This window comes from Sphingomonas sp. Leaf357, assembly GCF_001423845.1.
Classification (GTDB): domain Bacteria; phylum Pseudomonadota; class Alphaproteobacteria; order Sphingomonadales; family Sphingomonadaceae; genus Sphingomonas.
The window spans coordinates 535,759-554,788 of record NZ_LMPM01000001.1; the positions used below are offsets into that span (position 1 = coordinate 535,759).

Consider the following 19,030-nt stretch of genomic DNA (forward strand, 5'->3'; position numbering starts at 1 on the left):
GGAGGTTAACCCTCAAGCCGCCAGCGGGAACCGCAGCAACCGGTCTTCCACCGCGATCAGCGCCTGTGCGCCGCCGCCGGTCGCGCGCACGATCTCCGGATGCGTCGCGTCCAGCCCTCCGGTCAGCGATCCGAACGCGGGCAGGATGATCTTGGCCGGCGTGGTCACGAAGCAACGCCGCGACACCAATTTGCCTCGTACCCGCAAGCGCAGTTTCGGGTGGAAATGCCCCGACAATTCGGGGCGGGCATCCGCCGGCTCGGCTTCGTGGCGCAACACCAGCCCGTCGACGATCGTCTCGTCCAGCACTTCGCCGCCGCAGCGATCGATGCGGGGATCGTGATTGCCGGTGATCCAGATCCAGCGGCGCGTGGCGGTCAGCGCGCGGAGCAGCATCTGCGCGCGTTCGGGCAGCCGGTCGCAGCCGGCCGAGTCGTGAAAACTGTCGCCCAGGCACCAGATCTCGCGCGCCTGGGTCGCTTCGGCCAGTGCGGTCAGATCGGTCAGCGTCGCGATCGAATCGTAAGGCGGCAGCATCTGGCCGCTTTTGGCGAACCAGCTCGCTTTCTCGAAATGCAGATCGGCGACCAGCAACGCGCGTCGCGCCGGCCAGAACAATGCGCCTTCTGGCAATGCACACAGATCGTGCCCGGCGAACGAAAAGGGAACCATCGCCCGGCTATGGCGCGTTTGCGCGGGCCGATCAACGGCTTGCCGCGAACGGCCCGACGAATCTCCCCTGGCCACCGGCCACGAATCCTCTTGCGCCGCACCGCAACAGGCGTAGAGCGCGCCGTCTTCCATCATCGGTCGAAAATGCATGTCATCTGCTGCTGAATCGCCCGGATCGGCGCAACCTTCCCCAACTTCCACGCAGCATTCCGCCCCGCATCCGGCGATGATCGCGCTGACGATCGGTGCGATCGGCGTGGTGTTCGGCGATATCGGCACCAGCCCGCTTTATGCCTTTCGCGAGGCGCTGGGGCAGACGGCGGAGGGCGGGATCGACCCGAGCGAGATTCTCGGCGTGCTGAGCCTGGCGCTTTGGGCGCTGATCCTCGTCGTGACGGTCAAATACGTGCTGTTCCTGATGCGCGCCGATAATCAGGGCGAGGGCGGCGTGCTGGCGCTGACCGCTTTGGCCCGGCGCGCGCTCGGCAAGCGCTCGCTGATCGCGATCGTGCTCGGCGCGGCGGGGGCGTCCCTGTTCTACGGCGATGCGATCATCACGCCAGCGCTGTCGGTGCTGTCGGCGGTGGAGGGCATCAAGACGATTCCGGGGCTGACGTTCGTGGACGGCAACCTCATCCTGTTGCTGACGATCGTGATTCTGGTCGGCCTGTTCCTGATCCAGGCGCGCGGCACCGCGCGGGTGTCCGCGATGTTCGGGCCGGTGTGCATCCTGTGGTTCCTGGCGATCGGCGGGCTCGGCCTGTGGCACATCGCCGACGAGCCCACGATCCTGCGCGTCTTTCTGCCGCATTACGGCGTGCTGTTCCTCGCCAGCCACGGCGTGCCCGGCCTGTTCGTGCTGGGCGCGGTGTTCCTCACCGTGACCGGGGCCGAGGCGCTGACCGCCGATATGGGGCATTTCGGGATCAAGCCGATCCGCATCGGCTGGTTCTTCCTCGTCTTCCCGGCCTTGTGCATGAATTATCTCGGGCAGGGTGCCTTCGCGCTCGCCGCGCAGGAGACGGCGCTGGCGACGGGCAGGGACTTCGTCAATCAGGACTGGTTCTTCCTGATGGCGCCGGACCGCTTCCGGCCGTGGCTGGTCGGCCTGTCGCTGCTCGCCACGATCATCGCCAGCCAGGCGGTGATCACCGGTGCCTATTCGCTCACGCAGCAGGCGATCCAGCTCGGCCTGTTGCCGCGCCTGCGCATTCGCCAGACCTCGGCGCATCATGCCGGGCAGATCTATCTGCCGGCGATCAACTGGCTGCTGCTGGCCGGGGTGCTGGTGCTGGTGGTGCAATTCAAGACATCCTCGGCGATGGCCGCGGCGTACGGCATCGCGGTGACCGGCACGATGGTCGTCACCACCTGCCTCGCCTATATCGTCGTGCGGCATCGCTGGAACTGGGGTCGGCCGCTCGCGCTGGCGGTGATCCTGCCGTTCCTGACGCTCGATCTGGTGTTCTTCGGCGCGAACATCCTGCGCGTGGTGGAGGGCGGCTGGGTGCCTCTGGTCATCGCCGCGGCGATCGGTCTGCTGATCTATACCTGGGTGCGCGGCCGCGGCATCGTGCGCGCGTTCGAGGAGCGGCAGAGCGTGCCGCTGGCCGATCTCGCCGCCGCGCTCGCCCGCCGCCCGCCAGAGCGCGTCGAGGGCACGGCGGTGTTCCTCACCGGCAATCCGCACAACGCGCCGGGCGCGCTGCTGCACAATCTGAAGCACAACAAGGTGCTGCACGAACGCAATCTGATCGTCAGCATCCGCACCACCGATCGCCCGATCGCGGCGGACGAGGACCGGGTGAAGCGCGAACGGGTCGACGACAATTTCGTCATCATCGTGCTGACCTATGGCTTCATGGAGACGCCCGACGTGCCGGCCGATCTCGGCTTCGGCGCAGCGGCGGCGAAAAAGCCGCTGAACCCGGCCAAGACCAGCTATTTCATCGGCCGCAACACGCTGAAGCCCGCCGCGAAGGAAGGCATGCCGTTATGGCAGGACCATATCTTCATGTTCCTGCAGCGTAACGCGAGCGATCCGACCGATTTCCTGCGCATCCCGCCGGGCAAGGTGCTGGAACTGGGCGAGCAAGTCGCGGTGTGATCCCCACGATCGTCATCCCGGCGCAGGCCGGGATCTCAGCGAGGCGCGCGGCACGCCCGCCCGATTAAGAACCCAGCATTCGCTGGGGTGACGGCGATTATGTGGGGGGCTCAAACCTGCCCCTTATCCCGCATACGCCTTGACCAGATCGAACAGATAATCACGCCCGTCGTACAAGGATTTCACCCGGATGCGTTCGTTCAGGCCATGGATGCCGTTGAAATCGCTGTCGATGAACATGCCGGGCACGCCGTAGACCGGGATGCCGATCGCCTGGAAGAAGATGCCGTCGGTCGCGCCGGTCGACATCAGGGGCACCAGCGGCACGCCGGGGAAATGCTTTGCCGCCACCGCCTTGGCCGGCCCCATGATCTTGGGGTCGAGCGGGGTGGGGATCGCGGTCGGGCGGATCGGCTGATTGATCGTCAGCTTCACCTTCGCCCCCGCCAGTTCCTGCAGTTTGGCGGCGGTCGCCTCGACCGTTTCGCCCGGGAAGACGCGGCAGTTAATGTTCGCGGTGGCGCGCTGCGGCAGCGCGTTTTCGGCATGGCCGGCGTTCAGCAGCGTGGCGACGCAGGTGGTGCGCAGCGTGGAGTGGAAGGTCTTGTCGGCGCTGACGATCTTGTCGGCGGCCGCATCGCTCGGATCGGCGAGCAATTTGCGGATCGCATCGCCCATCGGACCCGGCGTGCCCTGCGCGGTGGCGGTGAAGAAGGCGCGCGTCGTTTCGCTGAACTTGATCGGAAATTCATAGGCGCGGATCGCCTCCAGCGCGTCGGCGAGTTCGTAGATCGCATTGTCCGGCACTGGCTGTGAGCTGTGGCCGCCGGGGTTGGTGGCGGTCAGCGTGTAATTCTGCGCCGCCTTCTCGCCGACCTGCATCGCCAGCGTCTGCTGCTTGCCCGCCGCATCGAGCCGACCGCCGCCGCCTTCGTTGAGCACGACGCCCGCCGCGATCAGGTCGGGCTTGGTTTTGGTCAGATATTGCGCGCCGTTCCACGCAAAGGTGGTTTCCTCGCCGCAGGTCAGCGCCAGCTTGATCGTGCGTTTCGGCGTGTAGCCCGCCTGCTTGAAGCGGATCATGCTGTCGGCCCAGACGGCGGCCATCGCCTTGTCGTCCACGCTGCCGCGAGCGTAATAATAGCCACCCTCTTCGATCAGCGTGAAGGGGTCGCGCACCCAATCCTCGCGCTTGGCCTCGACCACGTCGAGATGCGCGAGCAGCAGGACGGCCTTGGCCTTCTTGTCGCTGCCGGGCAGGATCGCGACGAGGCCGCCTTCCTTCGGGTGATCGGGCACGGAGAACAATGTGACTTCGGCATCCTTATAGCCCGCCGCCTTCAACCGCGTGGCGATCTGCGCCGCCGCCTGCGTGCAGCTACCCGCCGACAGCGTCGTGTTGGTCTCCACCAATTCCTTGTAGAGGCCGAAGAATGCCTGCTGATCCGGCTTCAGCGTGGTCTCCGCCGCGACCGGCTGCAGCGCGATCCCCGCCAGCACCGCGCCGGTCATTGCCCGTGTGAAGATCCGCATGCTTCAGCCCCTTTAGTCGTTCCAGGGGGCCAGCGTAACGCGCCGCGCGATCAAAGCAACGGGGAGGGTGGCGCGATCTCGCCTTAGAACCGCCGGGGCAAAGCCAGGCGCAACTCGCGGTTGGGAAAATCGATGTCGATGCGGCGGAACAGGCGCAGCGCATCCATGCCGAGCAAAAGGGCCGGCCGTTTGTCCAGTCCGAAATGCGCGAACGGCGCGGCATCGGCGAAGGCGATCGGCAGATCGTTGAAGCTGACGCTGCCGATCTTGAGTGCGCTGATGCTGGTATAGTCCGCCTGCAGCACCGATCCGGTGACGCTCGTCACGTCGATCGATTTCATCTTGCCGTGGCGTACGCGTTTCTTGAGCGCGAGATTGCCCATCGTCACCGCCGTGCCGGTATCGAGCACCACGCGCACCTTGACGTCACCGTAATAGGCATCGGTGACGACGAGCTGGCCGTAGATGCTCTTGGCGTGGACGATGATCTCGTCGGGGCCGGCGCGTTCGGCCTTGTGGCGTCGCACGGACGGCCGCACGGTCATGCGCTGCAGGTCGAAATCGATCGACAGCGCGCGATCCTGCAACGTGTCGATTCCGAGCAGCCCGGCCGCGCCGAGATTGACGCCTTCGAGCGCCGGCGCCTCGATCCGGCTGCCGCCGAACGCACCGACCGAGATCAGCGGGATGATCACGGTGTTGGCGCTGCTCGATCCGGTCATCGTCGTCATGCGCACGTCGCGGCCGGGGTTGAGCTTCAGCAGACCGGCCAGCTCGCGTGAGATCACCGTACGCTGCGCGCCGGTATCGACGATAAAGCGGTACGGCCCGGCACCGGATATCGTCACCGGCAGGGTCATGCGATCCTCGTCATCGCCGAAATTCAAGGTCGGCGCGGTCTCGGTGGTGGCCGGGTCGATCGGTTCCTGCGGCGCTGGCGCAGCGGTGCCGGGGGTGGCCAGAAGCAGGGCGATCAGGGCGGACACGATCGGCATGTGCGGAGGGTGCGCCCGATCCGGACCTTTTGCAAGCGCGCCGTTCAATCCAGCCGCATCGCCACCTCGGCCAGCGCCTCGGCCTCGATCAGCAGCGCGTCATCGGCGGTTCCGGTGGCGACCTTCTCGCGCCCGATCAAGGTCAGCACCGGCACCGCGAGCGGCGAGACTCGCGGCAGATCGACGTGCAGCATCGTATCGGCGGCGCGATCGAGCAGGCCGGCGAGGCGACCGACATCGGTCATCCGCGCGCGGGCATCCTCCCATGCGGCCTGCAGCAGCAAATGGCCGGGTTCGTACTTGCGCAGCACGTCGTAGATCAGGTCGGTCGAGAAGGTCACCTGTTTGCCGGTCTTGCGCTTGCCCGGATGCTGGCGCTCGACCAGCCCGCCGATCACCGCCACCTCGCGAAACGCCCGTTTCAGCAGGTGCGATTGCTGCACCCAATCGACGAACTCGTCCTCCAATATATCGGCCGAGAACAATGCCTGCGGATCGGTGATCGGATCGAGCCCGTAACAGGCCAGCGCATAATCGTTGGCGACGAAGCCCAAGGGTTTCAGCCCGAGCGTCTCCATCCGCCGCGTCACCAGCATGCCGAGCGACTGGTGCGCGTTCCAGCCCTCGAAGCTGTAGGCGATCAGGTAGTGCCGGTTCTCGTGCGGGAAGGTCTCGACCAGCAACTGGCCCGGCCTGGGCAGCGTGGATCGCACCGCCTGCACTTCCAGCCATTCGCGCACGTCGTCGGGGAAGCGGTGCCATTCCTCCGGCTGCGACAGGAAGCCGCGCACCCGATCGGCCAGATTGGTCGAAAGCGCCATGCGCGCGCCGCCATAGGTCGGGATGCGCGCGGGCCTAGCAGTGGCGCGGACAAGCAGATCCTCGGTGCTGATGCCGACCACCTCGACGCTCATCCCGGCGAAGAAGAAGGTGTCGCCGGGCGTCAGCGTCGCGGCGAACCCTTCCTCGACCTTGCCCAAGGACCGGCCGTTCTTGAAGCGCACCGTCAGCATCGTCGCCTCGACGATGATCCCGGCGTTCAGGCGGTGCTGCGCGATGAATTTCGGGTGGCTGACGCGCCACGTGCCATCGGCATCCTGCGTCAGGCGGCGGAATTTGTCGTATGCTTTCAGCGCATAGCCGCCGTCGCGGATAAAGCCGAGCACGCGGCTGAACGTTTCGTCGGTCAGGGCGGAATAGGGCAGCGCGGATCGTATCTCGTCGAGCAGGTCCGCTTCCCGGAACGGCGCGGCGCAGGCGCAGGCCATGATATGCTGCGCCAGCACGTCGAGCCCGCCGGGGCGGAAGATATCGGGATCGAGTTCGCCCGCCAGCACCGCGTCCAGCGCAGCGCGCGCCTCGAGATATTCGAAACGGTTGCCGGGCACGACCACCGCCTCGCTCGGCTCGTCGAGCCGGTGGTTGGAGCGACCGATGCGCTGCAGCAGCCGCGACGATCCCTTGGGCGCGCCCATCTGGATGACGAGATCGACATCGCCCCAATCGACGCCGAGATCGAGGCTGGACGTGGCGACGAGCCCGCGCAACTTGCCCGCCGCCATCGCGCCTTCTACCTTGCGCCGCGCTTCCAGGCTGAGCGAACCGTGGTGGATGCCGATCGGCAGCCCCATCGCGTTCGCCTTCCACAGATCCTGGAAGATCAGCTCGGCCAGGCTGCGCGTGTTGCAGAACACGATCGCGGTCTTGTGGGTCTCGATCTCGGCCATCACCTGTTCGGCGGCATAGCGTCCCGAATGGCCCGACCACGGCACGCGGCCCTGCGGCAGCAGGATCGCGATGTTGGGATCGGCACCATTCTCGCCCTGCACGAGCGTGACGGTATCGATGTCGCCATCGGGCGCGAGCCAGGCGCGATAGCCATCGGCATCCGCGACCGTCGCGGACAATGCGACGCGGCGCAGGCCCGGCGCGAGCGTCTGCAGTCGCGACATGCACAGGCCCAGCAGATCGCCGCGCTTGCCGGTGGCGAAGGCGTGGACCTCGTCGACCACGATCGTCTTCAGTCCGGCGAACATCATCATGCTGTCGGGATAGCTTAACAGCAGGCTGAGCGATTCGGGCGTGGTCAGCAGGATCTGCGGCGGCCGGATGCGCTGGCGCGCCTTGCGGTCGCTCGGCGTATCGCCGGTGCGGGTCTCGACCCGGAGGTCAACGCCCATCTCCTCGATCGGCGTGATCAGGTTGCGCTGCACGTCCACCGCCAGCGCCTTGAGCGGCGAGACGTAGAGCGTGTGCAGGCCTTTGGACGGGTGTTCGATCAGTTCGGCGAGCGTCGGCAGGAACCCGGCCAGCGTCTTGCCCGCGCCGGTGGTGGCGACGAGCAGTCCATGCCGCCCGGCCCGCGCGACGTCGAACATCTCGAGCTGGTGCCGGCGCGGCGACCAGCCCTTGGCGGCGAACCAGTCGGCGATCGGGGCGGGGAGATCGGTGGGCTGCGCCCCGCCTGCCAAACCGCCGTCATGCTGAACTTGTTTCAGCATCCATCGCGCTCCGCTGACAACCATTCGCGTGGCACGATGGACCCTGAACCAAGCTCAGGGTGACGGCAGTGGGGGCAGGCGGCACGCGCCTCAAGGATGGAACTCAAAGACATTCCAACCATATAGGGACAATGGCAAAGCTCGGCGACTGGATCGAACCGCATCCGCACGGCATCTATGTGAAGCCCGCCGACATCTGGGTCGATCCCTCGCGTCCGAGCCCCAAGGCGCTTGTCACGCATGGCCATGCCGATCATGCGCGCGGCGGACACGATGCGGTGTGGGCCACGCCGGAAACGCTGGCGATCATGGCGACGCGCTACGGCCCGCAGAATGGCCACCCGGTCGCGTACGGCGAGACGTTGAAACTCGCCGGCGATGTCGAGGCGACGTTCGTGCCCGCCGGCCATGTGCTCGGCTCCGCGCAGATCATCCTCGATCATCGCGGCGAGCGCATCGTCGTCTCGGGCGATTACAAGCGCCGCCTCGATCCGACCTGCGCACCGTTCGAGCCGGTAAAGTGCGACGTGTTCATCACCGAGGCGACGTTCGGCCTGCCGGTGTTCCGCCATCCCGAAACCGGCGACGAGATCGACAAGCTTACCGCCGCCCTGCGCGCCAACCCAACGCGATGCGTGCTGGTCGGTGCCTATGCCCTGGGCAAGGCGCAGCGCGTGATCCGCGAACTGCGCGATCGCGGGCATGACGATCCGATCTACCTGCACGGCGCGGTGCAGCGATTGTGCGACCTGTATGTCGAACTCGGCGTCGATCTGGGCGATCTGCGGCTGGTGGCGGATACGCCCAAGGCGGACCTGATGGGCAAAGTGGTGATCGCGCCGCCCGGTGCGCTCAACGATCGCTGGTCGCGGCGGCTGCCCGATCCGATCACCGCCATGGCGTCTGGCTGGATGCGCGTCCGGCAGCGCGCGGTGCAGCGTAATGTCGAACTGCCGCTGATCCTGAGTGACCACGCCGATTGGGACGAACTGACCGACACCTTGACCGAGATCGCGCCGAAGGAGGTGTGGGTGACGCACGGTCGGGAGGATGCGCTGGTCCACTGGTGCATGACCCGCCAGATCAAGGCGCGCGCGCTGGCGCTGATCGGCTATGAGGACGAGGACGATTGACGGAGGCGTAAAGGTTAGCTTCAATCGTCATCCCAGCGCCGGCTGGGATATCAGGCGATGTGCGGTACGAGAGTATGATGACTTCAGTTCGAGTCGTCCCCCTGTCCGTTCGTTTCGAGCGAAGTCGAGAAACTTGGTGCAGCCCTCGTGACGATTTCTCGACTTCGCTCGAAACGAACGGGTAAGGGTAAGGTCATCATGCTCTAAGCCCCATGAGATGCCAGCCTTCGCTGGCATGACGAAGAGGCAGCCTCAGCCCGCGCCCTCCAATGCCCGCGCCCGCCGGCGCTGCACCGAACTGCCGATGCCCAGCGCCTCGCGATATTTCGCCACGGTGCGGCGCGCGATGTCGAAGCCCTTGGCGTTGAGCTGCTCGACCAAAGTGTCGTCGGACAGGATCGCATTGCCCTCGGCGGCGATCAGCGTGCGGATCGCCGCCTTCACCGCCTGCGCCGATACCGCGTCGCCGCCCTCGGACGACTGGATCGCGCTGGTGAAGAAGTATTTCAGCTCGAACAGGCCGCGCGCGCAATAGAGGTATTTGTTGCTCGTCACGCGGCTGACGGTCGATTCGTGCATCTCGATCGCGTCGGCGACCTGGCGCAGCGTCATCGGCTTCAGGTGCGCGACGCCGTGCAGGAAGAACGCCTCCTGCTGCTTGACGATCTCGGTCGCGACCTTGACGATCGTGCGCTGGCGCTGGTCGAGCGCCTTGACCAGCCAGTTCGCGCTGGCCAACATCTCGCCGAGCCACGCCTTGCTCGCCTTGTCCTGCTCGCCGCCCGACAGTTCGACATAATAGCCGCGATTGACCAGCAGGCGCGGCAGGGTGGCGGCGTTGATCTCGATCGCCCAGCCATCCTTGCGGCGCGCGACGAACACGTCCGGCGTCACCGCCTGGGCCGGCTCGCCACCAAAGCGGCAGCCGGGCTTGGGATCATAGCCGCGCAATTCGCGGATCATGTCCGCCATATCCTCGTCGTCCACCTCGCAGATGCGCTTCAACCGGCCAAGTTCGCCGCGTGCGAGCAGGTCGAGATGCTCGATCAGGCGCGCCATGCACGGATCGTAGCGATCGGCTTCGATCGCCTGCAGTTTCAGGCATTCGGCCAGGTCGCGCGCGCCGACCCCGGTCGGCTCGAACGTCTGGATCAGCGACAGGACATATTCCACGCGGGCGAGCGGCACGCCCAATCGGTTGGCGATCTCCAGCAGCGGTACGGTCAAATAGCCGCAATCGTCGATCTGGTCGATCAGATGCGCGGCGATGAACGCGTCCGATCCGTCGACCACCGGTCCGGCCTGCGCCATCAGGAACTCGGCCAAAGTCATGTCGCCGGCGGCGAACGAATCGAAGTCCGGCCCGTCCTCTCCAACGCCACCCCCGCCGGCGCCGCTCAGGCCGAGGGATCCGTCCATGCCGGCACCGTCGCCGCCGATCGCGTCGGCCGGGCTGTCGTGGTGGAAACTCTCGGCGGTGAAATCGACGTCGAGCGAGGCCTCGCCGCTGGCATCGCCGCCCATCACGAGCTGGTCGGCGGTGGCCGGTTCGCGTGCCTCGGGCGGAGCCTCGCGCTCTTGGGTCGGGCCGTCGTCGTCAGGCGCGGAGGATTCGAGCAGCGGATTGCGCTCGATCTCTTCCGCGATGAACCCTTCGACCTCCAGGTTCGACAGCGCGAGCAGACGGATCGCCTGCTGCAGTTGCGGCGTCATCACCAGGGATTGCGACTGGCGCAGGTCGAGGCGTGGCGCGAGACTCATGTCAGGAGGTCACTCCGGCGCTGGCCGGGGTCTCGTGCCGCAAGGGGGCGCTCTGCGACTGGGAGATCCCAGCCTGCGCCGGGATGACGGAAAAAGGCGGGGCGAACGCGGTCATAAGCTTAAAGCGAGAAACTCTCGCCCAGGTACAGCCGGCGCACATTGGCGTCGGCGACCAGTTCGGCCGGCGATCCGGTGAACAGCACGCGGCCGTCATAGATGATGTAGGCGCGATCCACGATGTCAAGCGTCTCGCGCACGTTGTGATCGGTGATCAGCACGCCGATGCCGCGATCCTTCAACTGGCAGACGAGATCGCGAATGTCGGAGATCGAGATCGGATCGATGCCCGCAAAGGGCTCGTCGAGCAACATGATCGAGGGTTCGGCGGCCAGCGCGCGGGCAATTTCGGCGCGGCGGCGTTCGCCACCCGACAGTGCCATCGCCGGCGCGTCGCGCAACCGCGTCAGGCCGAATTCCCCGAGCAGCTTTTCGAGCTTTTCGGCCCGCGCCGCCTTGTCCGGCTCGGCTAGTTCGAGGACGGTCAGAATGTTCTTTTCGACCGAAAGGCCGCGGAAGATGCTGGTCTCCTGCGGCAGATAGCCGAGGCCGAGGATCGCACGGCGGTACATCGGCAGGCCGGTGATGTCGTCGCCGTCGAGCATGATGCGGCCCGAATCCGGCTTCACCAGGCCCATCACGGAATAGAAACACGTCGTCTTGCCCGCGCCGTTCGGGCCGAGCAGGCCGATCACTTCGCCACGCCCCACGCTGACCGACACGTCGGTCAGCACGACGCGCTTGTCGTACGATTTTGCGATCGACACCACGGCCAGACCCTGCGCGACGGGCTTTTCGTGAATCGGCGGCATCTTTTCGAGGATCGCAGTGTCGGTCATCGCATCCTTGCTCGCAGCATAGGGTTAGCAAAGGCTTACCATAAGCAAATTGGCAAGCTTCCTGCATGGCTCATGCCGCAGACGCGCGCCGGTTGGAAGGGCGAAGCGGCGAACTCCGGCGATTTGCGCGATATGCCGCCCCGGAACGGCGCGGAATCAGTTGCTCGCGGGCTGATCGCGCTTGGGGACGGAGAAGCGCCCGGTGACTCGCCCGCCCGGTGCCGCCGTGGTCGTGCCGTCGCCATTGGCGCGCCCGCCGCCGACCGACGATCCGTCGATCACCGCGCGCCCGCTGTCGAGGTTCATCGTCAGCCGCCCGCCATTCACCGTATTGCCGCCCTGGGTGAGCGTCACCGCGCCCAGCATCGTCACGACGCGGCGGTTGAGATCGTAGACCGCGAAATTGCCGCGTGCGGTCTGGTCCGGTCGCGTGACGACGACATTGCCCGACGCGTCGAGCCGCGACACCTGCGGGCTGCCGTCGATCACCTGTCCGGTATAGGCCACGGTCATGCGCGCCGAATTCAGCGTCATTTCGGCCTGTTTGACCGATACATTGCCCGACAGCACGGCGCGGTTGGCCTTGTCCTGCAATTCGATATGGTCCGCGCCGAAATCGATCGGCGCGTTCGAATTGTGCTTCGACTGGGCCGATGCGGCACCGGCGGACAGCAAGGCGGCCAGCGCCACGAGACGATGAAGGTTGGACATCGCGGCTATTTCGCCCTTCCCGGCACGATCCGCAAGCGCGCGTTGCCATCCAGCGTCACGATATGCGTTTCCAGATCGGCCTTCATCGCATTCGCGCTGAACCTGCCCTGCGGCACGGTGCCGGTCACGGCACCACCGCTCTGCAGCTTGCGGGTCTTCAGGTCGACGATCGAATTCTGCGTGTCGAGCCGGTATCCGTTCGCCGCCCGGAACAGCACCGGGCCGTCCATCATCACCTGTTCGGTGGTCATGTTGTAACGGCCCTGATTGGCGATCAGGCTTGCCGGGCCGTCCGGCAGGCGGATCGCGGCGGAAAGCTCGCTCAGCTTCACGATCGGTTCGGACGAGCTCTTCTGCGTCGCGTTGCCGGCGGTCAGCGCGAACGGCTGGCCCTTGCCGTCCTCGCCACGATACAGCGCCTTCTGGATCAGCAGCCGTTCCTTGGCCACCTCAACCTTGTTCTTGTCGAGCAGGAACGACACGTCACCGCGCATGGTGAGCGGCGCCATGACGAGGAAGGCGGCCAGCACGCCGATCGCCACCGGCAGCACGATGCTCGACAGGCGCACGAGCCGATCGTGGCTGCTGCCCGGCGCGGCCCAGACCTGCCGCTCGGATCTGGTCCTCGCGGCGATGTCAGACATGCGCGAAGATATCGGTCTCGGGCCAGCCGGCCAGGTCGAGGTCGGAACGATGCGGCAGGAAATCGAAACACGCCTGGGCCAGCGCCGCGCGGCCTTCGCGCACCAGCCGCCGGTCCAGTTCTTCGCGCAGGCGGTGGAGATAGCGCACGTCGGAGGCGGCGTAATCCTTCTGCGCGTCGGACAGTATCGGCCCGCCCCAGTCGGACGATTGCTGCGCCTTGGAGATGTCGGTCTGCAGCAATTCGCGCACCAATTCCTTCAGGCCGTGGCGATCGGTATAGGTGCGCACCAGCCGCGAGGCGATCTTGGTGCAATAGACCGGCGTGGCATCGACCTCGAGATAATGTTTGATCGCGGCTAGATCGAAGCGGCCGAAATGATAGAGTTTCACGCGGTTCTGGTCGGCGAGCAGCGCGCGCAGGTTGGGCGCGGCATAATCGCTGCCGGGCGAAAAGCGCACGAGATGCTCGTCCGGCCCGCCATCCGACAGTTGCACCACGCACAGCCGGTCGCGGGGCGTCAGCAGTCCCATCGTCTCGGTATCGACGGCGATGTCGGCGCCGTCGGCGAACACGCCGGCGGGCAGATCTTCTTCATGCAGGTAAACGGTCATCGATACCGCCTAGCCGTGAAAAGCTGAACGCTCAATGGCGAGTAGCGGCCGCCGCTTCACGCCGCTCGCGCCGCTTGCGCGCCAGGATGTTGAGCGTCTCGACCCCCGCCGAGAAGGCCATCGCGGCGTAGATATAGCCTTTGGGCACATGCACGCCGAAGCCGTCGGCGATCAGCACCGCGCCGATCATCAGCAGGAAGCCGAGCGCCAGCATCACCACCGTCGGGTTCTGTTCGATGAAATTGGCGAGCGGCGTCGCCGCCAGCATCATCACCGTGACGGCGACGATCACGGCGATCACCATCACCGGCAGATCGTCGGTCATGCCGATCGCGGTGAGGATCGAATCGATCGAGAAGACCATGTCGAGCGCCAGAATCTGCGCGATCGCCGAGCCGAAGCTGAGTGCGGTCTTGCCTTTCTTGTCGAGCGGTTCGCCCGATTCGTGCGGGTCCATGCTGTGATGGATTTCCTTGGTCGCCTTCCACAGCAGGAACAGCCCGCCGGCGATCAGGATCAGGTCGCGCCACGAAAACGCGGTCTCGAAACTCGGTGCGCCCGTTGCCCCGACGGCACCCTGGATGCCGAGGTCGAACACCGGCGCGGTCAGCCCGGCGATCCACGCGATCATCGACAGCAGAAGAAGGCGGAGGACCAACGCCAGCCCGATACCGAGGCGACGTGCCTTGACCTGCTGCTCCGGCGGCAGCTTGTTCGAGAGGATCGAGATGAAGATGAGGTTGTCGATGCCGAGCACCACCTCCAGTACGATCAGCGTGGCGAGGGCAGCCCAGGTGGCCGGTTCGGACAGGAGCGCGAGGATCGACATGGTCCCGCTGTGCCGTCCGGGCCACACTGCTGCAAGCATATGATGCGGGTCGTGCCGCAATTTGGACGAATTCGTTCGCAGCGTTGACGTTTTTAGGCTAGACCGAATCGGCGGCACGATTGGTTTGGTGTCCGGAGACCTGCGCTTTTCGTCCGGCGTCCAGGTTTCATAGGCAAGTTGGGCGGACCGGGAAGACGAACAGGGCATGAGTTTCGATAAAGGACGCCGCGGTGATCGCGGCGGGCGTGGCCGCGACAAGCGGGACGGTTTCGGCGGCGATGATTTCGGCGGCGGCAGCAGCTTCGGCGGCGGTGACCGCTTCGGTGGCGGCGGCGATCGTTTCGGCGGCGGCGGTGATCGCTTCGGCGGTGGCGGTGGCGACCGGTTCGGCGGCGGCGGCGGCGGCGGCGGTTTCCGCAGCGGCGGCGGTGGCGGCTTCGGCGGTGGTGGCGCAGGCGGCGGTGGCCGCGGCATGCCCCCGCAGGTCGTCGGCGAAGGCACCGGCGTGGTCAAGTTCTTCAACGGCCAGAAAGGCTTCGGCTTCGTCGTTCGCGATGATGGCGGCGAGGATGTGTTCGTGCACATCAGCGCGGTCGAGCAGGCTGGCCTGACCGGTCTGGCCGAGGGTCAGCCCTTGGGCTTCACCCTGGTCGATCGTGGTGGCCGCATCTCGGCGACCGATCTCAAGATCGACGGCGAGCCCATGGCCGTCACCGACCGCGGCCCGCCGCGCGAGCGTGATGCTGGTCCGGGCGCACCCCGTGGTGGCGCGGCCGGCGGCTTCGGCGCGGCACCGCAGCGCCAGCTGACTGGTGAGAAGGCGACCGGCACGGTCAAGTTCTTCAACGCTATGAAAGGCTTCGGCTTCATCCAGCGCGATGACGGGCAGCCCGATGCGTTCGTGCACATCTCCGCCGTCGAGCGTGGCGGGATGACCAGCCTGAACGAAGGCGACCGGCTCGAATTCGAGTTGGAAGTCGATCGTCGCGGCAAGCACGCAGCGGTGAACCTGACCTCGATCGCTTAAGCGCTCCGGTCCAGTCGCCGATAGAATAGACCCGGCGGACCACACGGTCCGCCGGGTTTTTCTTTGTGCCGGTGATTGGGAGCGCGCCGACTTTCGTGAAGTTTGAAAAGTCTGATCTCCGAATACGGTGATCCTGATCGCAGCTCCTCAATCATTCCAAAGTAAAGGCGACTTCGTAGAGTCCTGGATGAGCATCGCCATAGCGACGATTGCCCGCGATCAACCCCCGACTTTGCAAATGTTCATAAACGCGGCTAGCCGCATCGCCATCCGTGCTTTGGGCATAATTTACGACCCGCGTGCCATCCAGGCTGCGATGAAGGCTGGCCGACAGCCAGCCATCGACTTCGCGGGCGACTTGGGCGGCGTTCGACAGATATTCGATCAGTCGTTGCTGTTCGCCGGGGGGAACGGTGAAGACGTTGATTTGAGTGATGATATCGGTGTTGGCGGTGATGATCGGCATGGGTGTGGCTCCTTGATGAGCGCATCAGCCGGAGTTTGCCGCCATCATCCAACAACGTGCGCCAAGCTCCGGCGGATCGCGCCGGTTGCTTGTCGCGGGGCCGCCTTGCGGCGGCACGGAGCCTCTTGCGAGGGAACGGGCTTACCGATGCCGTTCTGGTCCTTCTCGACGCGGCTTTTCTATCATCCGGTCACCGGTTTGTCAGCACCCATGGTCAAAAACCGCACGGCTTTTGTCGCCAGACCTGGATACTCGCACTGTCCTACAACCCTCGGATATGCCAGTCTTCCTTATCCGTTCTGATTATCGGTGCGCTGCCCGTATACGGGCGCGTACAATCCCCGATAGCGTGTGACTTTGTGTGACCTTCGCCCGTATCGCCGAGGTCGAAATTGCGAAAATAGTGCTGAACTGCAAAGACATTCGGCCCCGACGTCATTGCACGATTGCGGCCTCTCCGATGACGCGTGCCTCCCGCACATAGCCGAACTCGCCCGCTCCGTCCCACGCTCGCCCGTCGGGGAAGCGCAATTCTATCCCGGCCAGATCGCGTTCGTCGGCCAGCGCCATGTTGACGCCCATCATCGTGTTGCCGAATTTCGCCACGGCCCCGTCGGTCAGCACGAAATGGGTGGTCGATCCGCATGTCGCGCAGAAGCGGATTTCCGCCGACGGATCGTCCTTGTCGGATCGACTATAGCCCTTCGTCCTGCCGTCGACGCGCACGTCGGACGGATCGAAATAGCCCCAGCGCGCGCCCGTCTTGCTGCACAACGTACAGTTGCACTCGTGGATGAAGTCCGGACGCTTGCCCATCTCGACGCGGATCTGCCCGCACAGGCACGAAAGTTCGATCATCCCCGCCGTCTAGCAGCGCCGCCGCCGGCCCGAAAGTCGTCGGGTTTCGGCGTATCGGGTAGGCGATGGCGTTTGCTTCGACGCGCAAAGGCAAAGTTGTTCGAATCCTGCTCGGTTGCCGTGATAACGTGCCGCGTCCCAAGGAGATTTCGATGCGCCATATCCTCGCTACGTTCGCCGCGCTCGCGCTGATCGTGCCCGCCGCCAATGCCGCCACCCCGCCGCGCGTCGGCATCGCGAGTTTCGAGCAACTCGCCAAGCCCTTGCCGCTGCCGTACGACGAACAGGCCAATGCCGACGCGCAGGTCGCCGCCGCCAAGGCGCGGGCGAAGGCACGGCGTAAATTGCTGCTGATCGACCTCGGCGGAAACTGGTGCCTCGATTGCCGCCTGCTCGCCGGCACGATGGATACGCCCACGCTGAAGGGATTCGTCGACAAGCATTACGAGATCGTCACGGTCGATATCGGCCGGTTCGACAAGAACCTTCAGGTGCCCGCGCATTACGGCATCACCAAGCGGCTGGAAGGCGTGCCCAACCTGCTGATCGTCGATCCACGCACCGACAAGCTGATCAATGCCGGCCGCACCGCCGCGCTGGCCGATGCGCGCAGCATGAGCCCGCAGGGACTGGCCGACTGGCTGGCGCGATGGGTGAAGTGATCAGACGATCAGGCGTCTAAGCCCGGCCACCGTATCCGCTTCGGCGGCCGGTTTGTCGGTCCTGATCCGCGCGATCCGGGGGAAGCGCATCGCGACGCCGGATTTGTGGCGTTTCGATTCGTGGATCGAATCGAAGGCGATCTCCAGCACCAGCGTCTTCTCGACCTCGCGCACCGGGCCGAACCGGTTGAGCGTGTGGCCCCGCACGAACTTGTCGAGCATCTTCAACTCCTCGTCGGTGATGCCCGAATAGGCCTTGCCCACCGGGAGCAGCTCGCCATCCTCGGTCCAGCAGCCGAACGTGTAGTCGCTGTAGAACGATGAGCGACGGCCCGAGCCGCGCTGCGCGTACATCATCACGCAATCCGCGGTCAGCGGATCGCGCTTCCATTTGTACCATAGCCCCACACGCCGCCCGGTGACGTAGGGCGAATTGCGTCGCTTCAGCATCACGCCCTCGATCGCGGCGTCGCGCGCACCGGCGCGGATGCCTTCGAGCGCGGTGAAATCCTCCGCCTCGATCACCTGGCTGAGATCGAAGCGGTCGGGGTCGAGCTTCGCGACGAACGCCTCGAGCCGCACGCGCCGCTCCGTCCAGGGCAGTTCGCGCAGATCCTCCGCGCCGTCGAACAGGATATCGTAGATGCGCGCGAAGGCGGGATACTCCGTCAGCATCTTCGCCGAGACGATCTTGCGGCCCAGCCGCTGCTGGAGCGCGTTGAAGCTCGCCGCGCCCCCGCCATCCTCCAGCGTGCCGCCCTGATGCTCGCCTTTCACCAGCAGTTCGCCGTCGATCACGCCGGGCGTGGTGAAGGCACGCGCCACGTCGGGGAAGCTGCCGGTCACGTCGTCGCCGGTGCGGCTGAACAGCCGCGTCTCCCCCGCAACATGGACGATCTGCACGCGGATCCCGTCCCATTTCCACTCGGCGGCATAATCGGCGAGATCGACGCGCAGATCCTCCAGCGGATGCGCGAGCATGAACGGGCGGAACACCGGCACGTCGGCGGCGGTCGGCTGCTCTCCTGTTCCCTCCGCCCAGGCGAACAGCGCGGCGTAAGGCGGGTCGATGCCGTGCCACACTTCCTCCACCGCCTCGACATCGATGCCGAACGCGGTAGCGAGCGCGGTCTTGGCCAGCCGCGCGCTGACCCCGATGCGCAACGCGCCGGTCGCCATCTTGAGCAAGGCGAAACGTTCCTCGGCATCCAGCCGGTCGAGCATGCCGGCCAGCGCCGCTGGGGCGTCCGAGCGCGACAGCGCATTCAGCCTCTCCACCGCCTGCGTGATGGTCAAAGGTTCCGCCTCGGCCGGGGGGACGGGGGGCGTGGGCCACAGCAGGGCAATCGTCTCGGCACTGTCGCCGACATAATCGCGGCTCATGCGGTACAGCACGGGATCGACCCGCGCCTCGATCAGCGCCCGGATCACGGCCGGCTTTACGCCGGGCAGGTCGAGGTCGCCGGTCAGCGCGGCGATCGCCCAGCCGCGATCGGGATCGGGCGTGACGCGCAGATAATCGCCGATCAGCTTCAACTTGGCGTTCCGCGAACGCGTGTAGATCAGGGCATCGAGCAGATCGGCAAAGGCACGCATGGCGGCACAACGCATGGCGCGGCGCT

At 65.8% G+C, this 19,030-nt stretch carries 17 protein-coding genes; 4 read left to right on the forward strand and 13 right to left on the reverse strand.

Going from position 1 to position 19,030, the window contains the following annotated elements; all coding sequences use genetic code 11:
- Positions 1-12 precede the first annotated feature (12 nt).
- A complete protein-coding gene (pdeM, locus tag ASG11_RS02580; RefSeq protein ID WP_055774788.1) occupies positions 13-672 on the reverse strand; it encodes a ligase-associated DNA damage response endonuclease PdeM in 660 nt (219 codons plus the stop codon).
- A 226-nt stretch (positions 673-898) separates the two neighbouring features.
- Between pdeM and ASG11_RS02585 the strand changes: the two genes are divergently transcribed.
- Entirely contained in the window at positions 899-2,779 is a 1,881-nt protein-coding gene (locus ASG11_RS02585) for a potassium transporter Kup (protein WP_236697356.1), read from the forward strand.
- Between the two features lie 123 nt (positions 2,780-2,902).
- On the opposite strand, the gene ASG11_RS02590 is transcribed toward ASG11_RS02585, so the two are convergent.
- The 3 genes from ASG11_RS02590 to ASG11_RS02600 all read right to left on the reverse strand — a co-directional run bounded on the left by ASG11_RS02590 (position 2,903) and on the right by ASG11_RS02600 (position 7,808).
- Positions 2,903-4,312 carry a M20/M25/M40 family metallo-hydrolase gene (locus ASG11_RS02590; RefSeq protein ID WP_055774795.1) on the reverse strand — a complete coding sequence of 470 codons (1,410 nt, stop codon included), beginning with the start codon at positions 4,310-4,312 and terminating at the stop codon, positions 2,903-2,905.
- A gap of 83 nt (positions 4,313-4,395) precedes the next feature.
- Positions 4,396-5,307 carry an aspartyl protease family protein gene (locus ASG11_RS02595; RefSeq protein WP_055774798.1) on the reverse strand — a complete coding sequence of 304 codons (912 nt, stop codon included), beginning with the start codon at positions 5,305-5,307 and terminating at the stop codon, positions 4,396-4,398.
- A 44-nt stretch (positions 5,308-5,351) separates the two neighbouring features.
- A complete protein-coding gene (locus ASG11_RS02600) occupies positions 5,352-7,808 on the reverse strand; it encodes a ligase-associated DNA damage response DEXH box helicase (RefSeq protein WP_082472553.1) in 2,457 nt (818 codons plus the stop codon).
- A gap of 131 nt (positions 7,809-7,939) precedes the next feature.
- Here ASG11_RS02600 and ASG11_RS02605 point away from each other — a divergent pair, with 131 nt between their 5' ends.
- Positions 7,940-8,941, forward strand: coding sequence for a ligase-associated DNA damage response exonuclease (locus tag ASG11_RS02605; protein ID WP_055774802.1), 1,002 nt, complete (start codon positions 7,940-7,942; stop codon positions 8,939-8,941).
- Between the two features lie 252 nt (positions 8,942-9,193).
- On the opposite strand, the gene rpoN is transcribed toward ASG11_RS02605, so the two are convergent.
- From rpoN to ASG11_RS02635, 6 genes are all read right to left on the reverse strand, one after another.
- Positions 9,194-10,702: an RNA polymerase factor sigma-54 gene (gene rpoN / locus ASG11_RS02610; protein WP_055774804.1), complete on the reverse strand. Its 1,509-nt coding sequence runs from the start codon at positions 10,700-10,702 to the stop codon at positions 9,194-9,196.
- Between the two features lie 119 nt (positions 10,703-10,821).
- Positions 10,822-11,598 carry an LPS export ABC transporter ATP-binding protein gene (gene lptB, locus ASG11_RS02615; protein WP_055774807.1) on the reverse strand — a complete coding sequence of 259 codons (777 nt, stop codon included), beginning with the start codon at positions 11,596-11,598 and terminating at the stop codon, positions 10,822-10,824.
- 156 nt (positions 11,599-11,754) lie between these two features.
- Positions 11,755-12,309 (reverse strand): LptA/OstA family protein, encoded by a 555-nt coding sequence (locus tag ASG11_RS02620; RefSeq protein ID WP_055774810.1) that lies wholly within the window; start codon positions 12,307-12,309, stop codon positions 11,755-11,757.
- A gap of 5 nt (positions 12,310-12,314) precedes the next feature.
- Complete coding sequence (gene lptC, locus ASG11_RS02625; RefSeq protein ID WP_055774813.1) at positions 12,315-12,953, reverse strand: LPS export ABC transporter periplasmic protein LptC; 639 nt, start codon at positions 12,951-12,953, stop codon at positions 12,315-12,317.
- Positions 12,946-13,566 carry a ribonuclease D gene (locus tag ASG11_RS02630; RefSeq protein ID WP_055774816.1) on the reverse strand — a complete coding sequence of 207 codons (621 nt, stop codon included), beginning with the start codon at positions 13,564-13,566 and terminating at the stop codon, positions 12,946-12,948. Before ASG11_RS02630 ends, lptC begins: the two co-directional genes overlap by 8 nt.
- Before the next feature lie 31 nt (positions 13,567-13,597).
- Complete coding sequence (locus ASG11_RS02635) at positions 13,598-14,395, reverse strand: TerC family protein (RefSeq protein ID WP_055774819.1); 798 nt, start codon at positions 14,393-14,395, stop codon at positions 13,598-13,600.
- A gap of 205 nt (positions 14,396-14,600) precedes the next feature.
- Between ASG11_RS02635 and ASG11_RS19400 the strand changes: the two genes are divergently transcribed.
- On the forward strand, positions 14,601-15,422 hold the full coding sequence (locus ASG11_RS19400; RefSeq protein WP_055774822.1) for a cold-shock protein: 822 nt from the start codon (positions 14,601-14,603) through the stop codon (positions 15,420-15,422).
- 151 nt (positions 15,423-15,573) lie between these two features.
- Here the strand turns inward: ASG11_RS19400 and ASG11_RS02645 are convergent, their stop codons facing one another.
- A complete protein-coding gene (locus ASG11_RS02645; protein ID WP_055774825.1) occupies positions 15,574-15,888 on the reverse strand; it encodes an antibiotic biosynthesis monooxygenase family protein in 315 nt (104 codons plus the stop codon).
- Positions 15,889-16,323: 435 nt separating this feature from the next.
- On the reverse strand, positions 16,324-16,746 hold the full coding sequence (locus ASG11_RS02650; protein ID WP_055774827.1) for a GFA family protein: 423 nt from the start codon (positions 16,744-16,746) through the stop codon (positions 16,324-16,326).
- Between the two features lie 152 nt (positions 16,747-16,898).
- On the opposite strand from ASG11_RS02650, the gene ASG11_RS02655 reads away from it, so the two are divergent.
- Positions 16,899-17,408: a thioredoxin family protein gene (locus ASG11_RS02655; RefSeq protein WP_055780118.1), complete on the forward strand. Its 510-nt coding sequence runs from the start codon at positions 16,899-16,901 to the stop codon at positions 17,406-17,408.
- On the opposite strand, the gene ASG11_RS02660 is transcribed toward ASG11_RS02655, so the two are convergent.
- A complete protein-coding gene (locus ASG11_RS02660) occupies positions 17,409-19,004 on the reverse strand; it encodes a cisplatin damage response ATP-dependent DNA ligase (protein ID WP_055780121.1) in 1,596 nt (531 codons plus the stop codon).
- Between the last annotated feature and the right edge of the window lie 26 nt (positions 19,005-19,030).

What these genes read in the sequence shown, in the direction of transcription:
- pdeM (WP_055774788.1), bottom strand. Translation starts at nt 672, where the DNA reads ATGGTTCCCTTTTCGTTCGCCGGGCACGATCTGTGTGCATTGCCAGAA.
- ASG11_RS02585 (WP_236697356.1), top strand. Translation starts at nt 899, where the DNA reads ATGATCGCGCTGACGATCGGTGCGATCGGCGTGGTGTTCGGCGATATC.
- ASG11_RS02590 (WP_055774795.1), bottom strand. Translation starts at nt 4,312, where the DNA reads ATGCGGATCTTCACACGGGCAATGACCGGCGCGGTGCTGGCGGGGATC.
- ASG11_RS02595 (WP_055774798.1), bottom strand. Translation starts at nt 5,307, where the DNA reads ATGCCGATCGTGTCCGCCCTGATCGCCCTGCTTCTGGCCACCCCCGGC.
- ASG11_RS02600 (WP_082472553.1), bottom strand. Translation starts at nt 7,808, where the DNA reads ATGCTGAAACAAGTTCAGCATGACGGCGGTTTGGCAGGCGGGGCGCAG.
- ASG11_RS02605 (WP_055774802.1), top strand. Translation starts at nt 7,940, where the DNA reads ATGGCAAAGCTCGGCGACTGGATCGAACCGCATCCGCACGGCATCTAT.
- rpoN (WP_055774804.1), bottom strand. Translation starts at nt 10,702, where the DNA reads ATGAGTCTCGCGCCACGCCTCGACCTGCGCCAGTCGCAATCCCTGGTG.
- lptB (WP_055774807.1), bottom strand. Translation starts at nt 11,598, where the DNA reads ATGACCGACACTGCGATCCTCGAAAAGATGCCGCCGATTCACGAAAAG.
- ASG11_RS02620 (WP_055774810.1), bottom strand. Translation starts at nt 12,309, where the DNA reads ATGTCCAACCTTCATCGTCTCGTGGCGCTGGCCGCCTTGCTGTCCGCC.
- lptC (WP_055774813.1), bottom strand. Translation starts at nt 12,953, where the DNA reads ATGTCTGACATCGCCGCGAGGACCAGATCCGAGCGGCAGGTCTGGGCC.
- ASG11_RS02630 (WP_055774816.1), bottom strand. Translation starts at nt 13,566, where the DNA reads ATGACCGTTTACCTGCATGAAGAAGATCTGCCCGCCGGCGTGTTCGCC.
- ASG11_RS02635 (WP_055774819.1), bottom strand. Translation starts at nt 14,395, where the DNA reads ATGTCGATCCTCGCGCTCCTGTCCGAACCGGCCACCTGGGCTGCCCTC.
- ASG11_RS19400 (WP_055774822.1), top strand. Translation starts at nt 14,601, where the DNA reads ATGAGTTTCGATAAAGGACGCCGCGGTGATCGCGGCGGGCGTGGCCGC.
- ASG11_RS02645 (WP_055774825.1), bottom strand. Translation starts at nt 15,888, where the DNA reads ATGCCGATCATCACCGCCAACACCGATATCATCACTCAAATCAACGTC.
- ASG11_RS02650 (WP_055774827.1), bottom strand. Translation starts at nt 16,746, where the DNA reads ATGATCGAACTTTCGTGCCTGTGCGGGCAGATCCGCGTCGAGATGGGC.
- ASG11_RS02655 (WP_055780118.1), top strand. Translation starts at nt 16,899, where the DNA reads ATGCGCCATATCCTCGCTACGTTCGCCGCGCTCGCGCTGATCGTGCCC.
- ASG11_RS02660 (WP_055780121.1), bottom strand. Translation starts at nt 19,004, where the DNA reads ATGCGTGCCTTTGCCGATCTGCTCGATGCCCTGATCTACACGCGTTCG.